This window comes from Streptomyces sp. NPDC057307, from assembly GCF_042667665.1.
In the GTDB taxonomy this organism is placed as follows: Bacteria; Actinomycetota; Actinomycetes; order Streptomycetales; family Streptomycetaceae; genus Streptomyces.
In genome coordinates, this window is record NZ_JBHUZM010000094.1 from 20,971 (window position 1) to 30,132 (window position 9,162).

Genomic DNA, 9,162 nt, shown 5'->3' on the forward strand with positions numbered 1-9,162 from the left:
GGACTCCCTTTCCAGGATCTGTGTACCGACATCTCGCACAACAGTCGCCGCCTGCGACACATTCCCGGGTGCGCGCGCACGCTCCGTCAGCGGGCCGACTGTGACCGGATCCACTTCCCGACGCCGTCCGTAAGGAGGGTGAGGGCCTCGTCCTGAGTGAGCGTGGCCCGCTTGGGGACGGCGAAGGAGTGGTCCCCGTACGGCACCTCGATCAGCTGGTGGCCGCCGTCCGCGAACACGTCCTCGGGGAACTCGGCGGGCTTCCCGAAGGGGTCGTTCCCGCCCTGGACGACGAGCGTCGGCACTCCGGCCCCGAGCAGTTCGTCGGCGCGGGACTTCTCCGGCCGGCCCGGCGGGTGCAGCGGGAAGCTCAACGCGAGTACGGCGTGGGCGCCCAGCTCGCGCGCCGTACGGCAGGCCACCCGCGCCCCGGCGCTGCGCCCGCCGGCGACGACGGGCAGTCCGGGCCTCACCAGCGCCGGCCAGATCGCCCGCCAGCCGGTGTCGAGGGTCTTCGGCGCGGGGGCCAGTTTCTTCCCGGCCACCCGCCAGGGCTGCTCGACCAGCGCCACGGTCACCCCGAGCGCGGGCAGGGTCGCGGCGAGCGCCTGGAGGTCGCGTGCCTCGATGCCGCCGCCCGCGCCATGACCGACGGCGAGGACGAGGCGGGCCGCGCGCTCCTTCGACGCTGTCCCCTTCTTGGGAGGGTGCCAGGTGATACGGGCGTCGCCCGCGGGGGTGTCGACGATCTCGCTCTGCATGACACCAGGATCACATCGGGGCGGCCGTACGCCGCGGATCCCCCGCGTCCTCCTCAGAAGGTGCGCGCGGAGGCTCAGAAGGTGCGCGCGGAGGGTCCTCCTCAGAAGAGGGTGCTCTCCTCGGGCGCGGCCAGCTCCTCCAGTAGCTCCGGACCGTTGTTCCGTACGTTGCTGACGGCCGTCGCCACGGGATAGGCCCGCATCAGCCCCTCCGGCGGCGGCGCCAGCAGCTCACGCAGCTCGTCCAGGTCCGTGCGCGCCGGATCCAGCCAGGCGTCCCACCGGTCCGGCGTGAGCATCAGCGGCATCCGGGGGTGGATGTCGGCGAGCGACCCGGGTCCCTCGGCCGGGGCGACGCCGAGCGGGCCGGTCTCGGCCTCGGTCGTGATGACCGAGCAGGTCACCCACCAGGCGTTCGGGTGGTCGTCGGGCAGGGTCTTGTCGCGCCAGAACTCGTACAGGCCGGCCATGGCCATGACCGACCCGTCGGCCGGGGTGACGAAGTACGGCTGCTTGCGGGGCCGCTTCTTCTTGCCCTGCTCCTCCAGCTGCCGCTCCTCGGGGGCAGTGACCCACTCGTAGTAGCCGTCGGCCGGTATGAGGCAGCGCCGGGAGGCGAAGGGGCGCCGGAAGGACGGCTTCTCGTGCACGGTCTCGGCGCGCGCGTTGATCATCCGGGCGCCGCCCTCGGGCGTCTTGGACCAGGAGGGCACGAGCCCCCACTTGAGCGTGCGGAGCTGTCGTACGGGGGCGGGGTCGTCGGCGCCCTTCTCCGGGCGCTCCAGGACCACGTACACCTCTTTGGTAGGTGCCACGTTCCAGTCGGGCGCGAGGGTCTCCTCCGGGTCCCACTTCTCGACCTCGAAGAGCCCGACGAGATCTTCCGGCCTCCGGCTCGCCGCGTACCGACCGCACATGTTCAACCACCCATCCGACCTGCCGACGCACTCGTGCCGGATCACGCTACCGACACGTCTACAACCCTCGCAGACTGTCCGCCGTCTCCGCCGGTCACCGGACAGCCCTGTCGGGGCCGGGGGCGCCCCCGGCCCCGACAGGGACACGTGTCAGCTCCGACTCCGCCGGGGTCAGCGGATGTTGACGTCGATGCAGGAGTAGAACGCCATCGGGGTGTCGGCGATGTTCCAGACGGCCAGGACCTTCTGGTTACCGCGGATGCTGCCGAAGTTGACGTTGTGGGACACGGTGGCGCCGGGCGTGGCACCGCCGTCGTTGAATTCGGCGACCTTGGTGTTGCCGACGAAGTACTGCCAGGTGGTGGTGCGGTGCCGCGCCGTCAGCGTCCAGTTGAACGTCTGGTTGACGCCGACGTTGGAGCGCCGCCAGCCCTTGTTGTCGTCGTTGAGGTCGGCGAACCGCGCGAGCCCGCCGTTGCAGCTCTTGAGGCCCTTCGGGCCCTCGACGCTCTGTGGCTCCCACTTGATCTCACCGCAGGAGACGACGCCGGTCTTGCACTGGTCCTGGCGGCTGGCGGGCGAGTTGATCCAGCCGTGCGCGGAGGCGGCCGGGGCGGGGAGTGTGACGGCGATGATCGGTGCGACCGCCGCACTCAGGACGAGGGCGAGACGAGTTTTCTTGTGCATGACAACTCCTTCGTGGTGACATCCGACGGGCCCGTCGCCGAAGACGCGGCCGGCTCCGACCCGTTACGGACTCACTGCGTGTGGGGAACTCGCGAAGGTGCACGAACAGTTGCATCGACAGCAGGAGAAGTCCGGTGACGGTCCGGTGGAGCGCTGTCGCAGGGCTAACCACTCCAATGTTCTACTAGGTCTAGACCATGGCAGCCGCTTTCGGGTGTCGTCAAGACTTGAACTGCCCTTGACCGCAGGTGGCTTGAAACCCTCCAGCCCCTGTGCGGCGGCCACGCCCCGCGCACAAGTGCCACACTTCGACGACGCACACCCGACGCACACGTCCGACGCAGACCCCGACGTGCGCCCTCCTCAGGAGCCGCCCGAGCGATGACCAGCACCGAGTCCAGCGGCATCGCGGCCGCCTCCATAGGCGATCTGTGGGATCGCGTCTTCGGCACCCAGCCCGTCCCCGAGGACTGGCTGGTGATCGCCACCGCCGTCGTCGCGCTCGCCGCCGTCGTGCCGCGTCCGCTCTGGCGTCTGTCGCGCAACGCCGTCACCATCGCCCACGAGGGCGGACACGGCCTGGTCGCCCTGCTCACCGGCCGCAAGCTCGACGGCATCCGGCTGCACTCCGACACCTCGGGCCTCACCGTCAGCCGCGGCAAGCCCACCGGCATCGGCATGATCCTCACCGCGGCGGCCGGTTACACGGCCCCGTCCCTGCTGGGCCTCGGCGGCGCCTGGCTGCTCGCCGCGCACCACATCACGCTGCTGCTGTGGCTGGCGACGGCCCTGCTGCTGGTGATGCTGGTCATGATCCGCAACGCGTACGGGGCACTGACCGTCATCGTGACGGGTGCGGCCTTTCTGCTGATCTCCTGGCTGACCGGTCCGACCGTGCAGGCCGCGTTCGCGTACGCCGCCGTGTGGTTCCTGCTGCTCGGCGGCGTACGTCCGGCCTTCGAGCTGCAGTCCAAGCGGCGGCACGGCGGCGCCCCCGACTCCGACGCCGACCAGCTCGCACGCCTGACGCATGTGCCGCCGACGATGTGGCTGTTCCTCTTCCACGCCGTCTCGCTGTGCTCGCTGATCGGCGGGGGCACCTGGCTGCTGGGGTTGGAGTAGGCCCGGAAAGCCCCCGCGAGCCGGTCGCGTACCCCCATACCACCTTCGTATTACGCCCCGATTTCAACGTATTTGATCGGGATCGCGGTCGTTGTGCAGCCATTAAAGTAAAGGCCATGACCGAAAGCGCCGTGCACCCTGCCCTCTGGCCCGCCCCTTACGCGAGCGGGGCCGTCGAAGCGACGGTCACCGTGCCCGGTTCGAAATCGGTCACGAACCGCGGCCTCGTCCTCGCCGCGCTCGCCGCCGAACCGGGCTGGCTGCGCCGGCCCCTGCGCTCACGCGACACCCTCCTGATGGCGGACGCCCTGCGCGCGATGGGCGTCGGCATCGAGGAGACGGTCTCCTCCAGTTCGGTGGCGGCGGGCTCCATGACACCCGCCCGCGGCGCGGGCAGCCCGTCGTTCACCGGCGAGGCGTGGCGCATCTTCCCCAACGGCCTGCACGGCCCGGCCACGGTCGACGTCGGCAACGCCGGTACGGTCATGCGCTTCCTGCCGCCCGTCGCGACCCTCGCCGACGGCCCCATCCACTTCGACGGCGACCCCCGCTCCTACGTACGCCCGCTCCACGGCGTCATCGACGCCCTGCGCGCCCTCGGCGCCCGGATCGACGACGAGGCCCGCGGCTCGCTCCCGCTGACCGTGCACGGCGGCGGCGCGCTGGACGGCGGCACCGTCGAGATCGACGCCTCCTCCTCGTCCCAGTTCGTCTCCGCGCTGCTGCTCTCCGGCCCGCGCTTCAACCAGGGCGTCGAGGTACGGCACGTGGGCGCCACCCTCCCGTCCCTGCCGCACATCCGGATGACCGTCGACATGCTGCGCGGCGTCGGCGCCCAGGTCGACGAGCCGGAGACGGGCGGCGAGCCGAACGTGTGGCGGGTCTCCCCCAGCGCCGTGCTCGGCCGCGACCTGACCGTCGAGCCGGACCTGTCCAACGCCCAGCCGTTCCTCGCCGCCGCCCTCGTGACCGGCGGCCGGGTGACCGTACGGGACTGGCCGACCCGCACCACGCAGCCCGGTGACGCGCTGCGCCGGATCTTCACCGAAATGGGCGGTTCCTGCGAACTGACCGCGCAGGGGCTCAACTTCAGGGGCGGCGGCCGGATCCACGGCATCGACGTCGACCTGAGCGAGGTCGGCGAACTGACCCCCGGCATCGCGGCCGTCGCGGCCCTCGCCGAAGGCCCCTCCACACTGCGCGGCGTCGCCCATCTGCGGCTCCACGAGACGGACCGGCTGGCCGCCCTCACCAAGGAGATCAACGAACTCGGCGGCGACGTCACCGAGACCTCCGACGGCCTCCACATCCGCCCGCGCCCCCTGCACGGCGGCGTCTTCCACACGTACGACGACCACCGCATGGCCACGGCGGGCTCGATCATCGGCCTCGTCGTGGACGGCGTGGAGATCGAGAACGTCGGGACGACGTCCAAGACCCTGCCCGACTTCCCCGAGATGTGGACCGAGATGCTCGCGGGAGCGGGAGCCTGACGCGATGCGCCGCTACGGCAAGAACCCGGACGAGGACGACATCCGCTCCCGCCCCAACCCCAAGGGCAACCGACCGCGTACCAACATCCGCCCCAAACACGAGGACGCGGCCGAGGGCATGGTCCTCACCGTCGACCGCGGCCGGCTCACCTGCCTGGTCGGCGACACCGTCGTCCTGGCGATGAAGGCGCGCGAACTGGGCCGCAAAGCCGCCGTGGTCGGTGACCAGGTGATGCTCGTCGGAGACCTCAGCGGCAAGAAGGACACGCTGGCGCGCATCGTACGGATCGAGAAGCGACGCTCCGTACTGAGGCGCACGGCCGACGACGACGACCCGTTCGAGCGCGTCGTCGTCGCCAACGCCGACCAACTCGCCGTGGTCACCGCGCTCGCCGACCCCGAACCGCGGCCCCGGCTGATCGACCGGTGCCTGGTCGCGGCGTTCGACGCGGGCCTCGAACCGCTGCTGATCCTCACCAAGTCCGACCTGGCGTCGGCGGACGAACTGCTGGAGACCTACCGGCCGTTGGGGATCCGTTACGTCGTCACACGACGGGACGAACTGGCCACAGGTGAGGCGGCCGACCGGGTACGCGAATACCTCGAAGGCCGGACGACCGCGTTCGTCGGGCACTCCGGCGTCGGCAAGACGACGCTGGTCAACGCCCTCGTGCCGGACGACCGTCGCCGTACGACCGGCCTGGTCAACGCGGTCACCGGGCGCGGCCGGCACACCACCACCTCCGCGCTCGCGCTGCCGTTGGAGAAGGCGGACGGCTGGGTGATCGACACTCCGGGCATCCGCTCCTTCGGCCTGCACCACGTCGACCCGTCGCGCGTCATCCTGGCCTTCCCCGACCTCGTACCGGGCACGGAGAACTGCCCGCGCGGGTGCAGTCACGACGAACCGGACTGCGCGCTGGACGCGTGGGTGGCCGAGGGGCACGCCGATCCGTCGAGGCTCGACTCGCTGCGCCGGCTGCTCTCGACGCGGGAGCGGCGCGAGGGCGACTGATCCCGCGATGTTTGCCGCCTGCAAGCCTTGGTAAGTGCATAAACTCACCAAGTCTTGGCAAGGTCTGTCAAGGCGTACCAAGGCACATCGAAAACGTGCAGTCACCGATGCGGGAGGCACAGACGATGGCGTGGCTGCTGGTGGTTGTGGCAGGGCTGCTGGAGACGGGCTTCGCCGTCTGTCTCAAGCTCTCCCACGGGTTCACCCGGCTCTGGCCGACGATCGCGTTCGCGGCCTTCGCGCTCGCCAGCTTCGGCCTGTTGACCCTCTCGCTCAAGAAGCTCGACGTCGGTCCGGCGTACGCGGTGTGGACGGGCATCGGCGCGGCAGGCACCGCGATCTACGGGATGGTCTTCCTCGACGACCTGGTCTCCACGCTGAAGATTGTCTCGATCTCGCTGGTCATCATCGGCGTCATCGGCCTCCAGCTCTCGGGCTCGTCCCAGCACTGACCGCCGCGATCGGCCCGGCGACGGCCGCGCGCACCAGGCGCCCGACGGGCTCACCGTCGGGCGCGACGACATGGGCGAGGGCGAGGCGCACGGCCAGCTCGCAGCGGAAGGCCAGCTCGGCGGACTCGTCCTTCGTACGGAGGACGGGCTCGGGGGCCCTGGACGGGGCGGTGGAGCGGCCGTTGTCGGTCCGGGCCTGTTCGGTACGGGGCTGATCGGCACGCGGCTGATCGGGCCGGGCGCGCTCCGGTCTGCGGTGCTGCGGCGTACGCCCCCGCTCGACCCGCGCCTGGTCCGCCCGCGCCTGCTCCACTCGGGCCCGCTGCACCCGTCCCGCCTGCACGCGCAACGGTTCGGTACGGGGCGGGGCGCCGGTGTCCGCGGCACCCCGGCGGTCCGGCCGCCCCGGGTCCAGCGCGGCCACGGCCCGGTTCCGTACCGCCGCCACCAGATCCGCCGGCGCGGGCGGCCCGGCGTCCGCGCGGCGCTGGGCGGGCGCGCCCCCCGGAGGGGCCGCGGGGCGTACGGGACGGGGCGCCGGGTGGCGTTCGGTCCAGCCGTCGGTGAGCAGGGCCCGCAGCAGGGGCCTGGAGCGCGCCTCGGAGACCGTCCACTCGGCCACCGACACCAGCCGGTCCACCGGGTCCGCGGGCTCGGCCAGCAGCCGCTCGACGCCGTACAGATACAGGTCGGCCTCGCGCCGTACGAGCGCGCGGGCGAGACCGTCCTTGCTGCCGAACTCGTTGTAGAGGGTCTGCCGCGAGACCCCGGCGGCCGACGCGACGTCGACCATCCTGACGGCGGACCACGACTGGTCCGTGAGTGCCGAAAGAGCGGCGTTGAGTAGGGCTTCACGCGCTGTAGGCATCGTTGCCTCCCGGGCCGTTCGGCTCCGCACTCAGAGTTGACGCAGCCTCGCGCGCTGTCAAGAGGACCCGGGCCGGTGCGGCTCCCCCGTCGGCCCGTAGCCCGATCTTGGACGCTGTCGATACTGTGACGACCATGCCCGATTACCACGATGATCTGCGACTCGCCCATGTCCTCGCGGACGCCGCCGACGCCGCGACGATGGACCGGTTCAAGGCTCTCGACCTGAAGGTCGAGACCAAACCGGACATGACCCCGGTGAGTGAGGCCGACAAGTCGGCCGAGGAGCTGATCCGCGGCAATCTCCAGCGGGCGCGGCCTCGGGACGCCGTACTGGGCGAGGAGTACGGCATCGAGGGCACCGGCCCGCGCCGGTGGGTGATCGACCCGATCGACGGCACCAAGAACTACGTACGCGGCGTCCCCGTCTGGGCGACGCTGATCTCCCTGATGGTGGCGGGCGAGGGCGGCTACGAGCCGGTGGTCGGCGTGGTGTCGGCGCCCGCGCTGGCGCGCCGCTGGTGGGCGGCCAAGGGCGGCGGCGCGTACTCCGGCCGCAGCCTCTCGTCGGCGACGCGGCTGCGGGTCTCGAAGGTCTCGCGCATCGGGGACGCCTCGTTCGCGCACGCCTCACTGAAGGGCTGGGAGGAGCAGGGCCGCCTCGACGGATTCCTGGACCTCACCCGGGCCTGCTGGCGTACGCGCGGGTACGGCGACTTCTGGCCGTACATGATGGTCGCCGAGGGATCGGTGGACATGTGCGCGGAGCCGGAGCTGTCCCTGTGGGACATGGCCGCGCCGTCGATCATCGTCCACGAGGCGGGCGGCCGGTTCACGGGCCTGGACGGGCGCCCGGGGCCGCACAGCGGCAACGCCGCGGCGTCGAACGGGGTGCTGCACGAGGAGCTGCTCGGCTATCTGAACCAGCGCTACTGACGGCCGCCTTTCCTTGAGGGCTCGGTTCGCCTCCGGGGCGCGGTGCGTCGGTTTCGACGGTCGACCGTGCTCAGCCCCTCGTTCCTCGGGGCCTGTGCGCGCTCTCCCTTTCGACGCCGACGCGCCCCTTCGGCTCACTCGCCGGGGTGCTGACTCCCGGCCGTCCCGAACGGCTCCCGGCGTCACGGTGTTACGGCGTCCCGACGGACAGCTGTACAGAAGTGCCGTCCGCGACCGGACACCCGGCGAACTTTTTCTCCGGGCGTTCGGCCATTCGGGGGATCGGAAGTCCCTTGAGGCGTCCGGGGCGTGCGGTTCTGATCTTCGCGCGCCGGGCGCCTCGCTCCGTCCGCCCCCTTGTTGACTCACCGTGTCGGTGTCACTCTGAGAGTCCCCCCACTTGTGAACTTGTGAATCCGTTCTCCAGCCAAGGGCCGAGGGACCGGTTCACCGAGGAGGTGGCTCCATCCATGCTCGTCCGTGACGCCATGAGCACGGTGGTCCTCACCATCGGGCCCACCCACACACTCCGCCAGTCCGCACAGCTGATGGCGGCTCGCCGTGTCGGCGCCGCCGTCGTCCTGGACACCGATCACTGCGGGGTCGGGATCATCACCGAGCGTGACATCCTGATCTCGATCGGCGCCGGACATGATCCCGACGTGGAACTGGCCGGCACGCACACCACCACCGAGGTCGTGTTCGCCTCCCCGGTCTGGACCCTGGAGGAGGCGGCCGAGGCGATGACGCACGGCGGCTTCCGTCATCTGATCGTCTGCGACGACCGGGAGCCGGTCGGCATCGTGTCCGTACGCGACATCATCCGCTGCTGGGCCCCGGTCGGACGCCGCCCGCCGGCGCTGACCGGCTGAGGGACGAGAGACCCGCGGGGACGGCGGTGGAGGCCGGATC

9 protein-coding genes and 1 pseudogene are annotated in these 9,162 nt (G+C 71.1%); 6 read left to right on the forward strand and 4 right to left on the reverse strand.

Annotation, left to right across the window (positions count from 1 at the left end; genetic code table 11):
* Window positions 1-86 precede the first annotated feature (86 nt).
* From ACFUN8_RS26345 to ACFUN8_RS26355, 3 genes are all read right to left on the reverse strand, one after another.
* Window positions 87-761: an alpha/beta family hydrolase gene (locus ACFUN8_RS26345; protein ID WP_383642352.1), complete on the reverse strand. Its 675-nt coding sequence runs from the start codon at window positions 759-761 to the stop codon at window positions 87-89.
* Between the two features lie 101 nt (window positions 762-862).
* Window positions 863-1,678: an SOS response-associated peptidase gene (locus ACFUN8_RS26350; RefSeq protein ID WP_383642355.1), complete on the reverse strand. Its 816-nt coding sequence runs from the start codon at window positions 1,676-1,678 to the stop codon at window positions 863-865.
* Between the two features lie 171 nt (window positions 1,679-1,849).
* On the reverse strand, window positions 1,850-2,365 hold the full coding sequence (locus ACFUN8_RS26355) for a lytic polysaccharide monooxygenase auxiliary activity family 9 protein (RefSeq protein ID WP_383642358.1): 516 nt from the start codon (window positions 2,363-2,365) through the stop codon (window positions 1,850-1,852).
* A 381-nt stretch (window positions 2,366-2,746) separates the two neighbouring features.
* Between ACFUN8_RS26355 and ACFUN8_RS26360 the strand changes: the two genes are divergently transcribed.
* The 4 genes from ACFUN8_RS26360 (at window position 2,747) to ACFUN8_RS26375 (ending at window position 6,447) form a co-directional block, all read left to right on the forward strand.
* Entirely contained in the window at window positions 2,747-3,487 is a 741-nt protein-coding gene (locus tag ACFUN8_RS26360) for a M50 family metallopeptidase (protein ID WP_383642361.1), read from the forward strand.
* 116 nt (window positions 3,488-3,603) lie between these two features.
* Window positions 3,604-4,980 carry a 3-phosphoshikimate 1-carboxyvinyltransferase gene (gene aroA / locus ACFUN8_RS26365; RefSeq protein ID WP_383642364.1) on the forward strand — a complete coding sequence of 459 codons (1,377 nt, stop codon included), beginning with the start codon at window positions 3,604-3,606 and terminating at the stop codon, window positions 4,978-4,980.
* Window positions 4,981-4,984: 4 nt separating this feature from the next.
* Window positions 4,985-5,995 carry a ribosome small subunit-dependent GTPase A gene (gene rsgA, locus ACFUN8_RS26370; RefSeq protein ID WP_383642367.1) on the forward strand — a complete coding sequence of 337 codons (1,011 nt, stop codon included), beginning with the start codon at window positions 4,985-4,987 and terminating at the stop codon, window positions 5,993-5,995.
* Between the two features lie 125 nt (window positions 5,996-6,120).
* On the forward strand, window positions 6,121-6,447 hold the full coding sequence (locus tag ACFUN8_RS26375) for a DMT family transporter (RefSeq protein WP_382569621.1): 327 nt from the start codon (window positions 6,121-6,123) through the stop codon (window positions 6,445-6,447).
* 394 nt (window positions 6,448-6,841) lie between these two features.
* On the opposite strand, the pseudogene ACFUN8_RS26380 reads toward ACFUN8_RS26375, so the two are convergent.
* Window positions 6,842-7,315 (reverse strand): annotated as a pseudogene (locus tag ACFUN8_RS26380) (TetR/AcrR family transcriptional regulator); the annotation flags it as partial.
* Window positions 7,316-7,449: 134 nt separating this feature from the next.
* Between ACFUN8_RS26380 and hisN the strand changes: the two are divergent.
* Window positions 7,450-8,250 carry a histidinol-phosphatase gene (gene hisN, locus ACFUN8_RS26385; protein WP_382569580.1) on the forward strand — a complete coding sequence of 267 codons (801 nt, stop codon included), beginning with the start codon at window positions 7,450-7,452 and terminating at the stop codon, window positions 8,248-8,250.
* A gap of 470 nt (window positions 8,251-8,720) precedes the next feature.
* Complete coding sequence (locus ACFUN8_RS26390) at window positions 8,721-9,122, forward strand: cyclic nucleotide-binding/CBS domain-containing protein (RefSeq protein WP_383642370.1); 402 nt, start codon at window positions 8,721-8,723, stop codon at window positions 9,120-9,122.
* Window positions 9,123-9,162: the final 40 nt, after the last annotated feature.

Excerpts from the sequence above, each read along its gene's own strand:
- ACFUN8_RS26345 (WP_383642352.1), bottom strand. The coding sequence starts at position 761 with ATGCAGAGCGAGATCGTCGACACCCCCGCGGGCGACGCCCGTATCACC.
- ACFUN8_RS26350 (WP_383642355.1), bottom strand. The coding sequence starts at position 1,678 with ATGTGCGGTCGGTACGCGGCGAGCCGGAGGCCGGAAGATCTCGTCGGG.
- ACFUN8_RS26355 (WP_383642358.1), bottom strand. The coding sequence starts at position 2,365 with ATGCACAAGAAAACTCGTCTCGCCCTCGTCCTGAGTGCGGCGGTCGCA.
- ACFUN8_RS26360 (WP_383642361.1), top strand. The coding sequence starts at position 2,747 with ATGACCAGCACCGAGTCCAGCGGCATCGCGGCCGCCTCCATAGGCGAT.
- aroA (WP_383642364.1), top strand. The coding sequence starts at position 3,604 with ATGACCGAAAGCGCCGTGCACCCTGCCCTCTGGCCCGCCCCTTACGCG.
- rsgA (WP_383642367.1), top strand. The coding sequence starts at position 4,985 with ATGCGCCGCTACGGCAAGAACCCGGACGAGGACGACATCCGCTCCCGC.
- ACFUN8_RS26375 (WP_382569621.1), top strand. The coding sequence starts at position 6,121 with ATGGCGTGGCTGCTGGTGGTTGTGGCAGGGCTGCTGGAGACGGGCTTC.
- hisN (WP_382569580.1), top strand. The coding sequence starts at position 7,450 with ATGCCCGATTACCACGATGATCTGCGACTCGCCCATGTCCTCGCGGAC.
- ACFUN8_RS26390 (WP_383642370.1), top strand. The coding sequence starts at position 8,721 with ATGCTCGTCCGTGACGCCATGAGCACGGTGGTCCTCACCATCGGGCCC.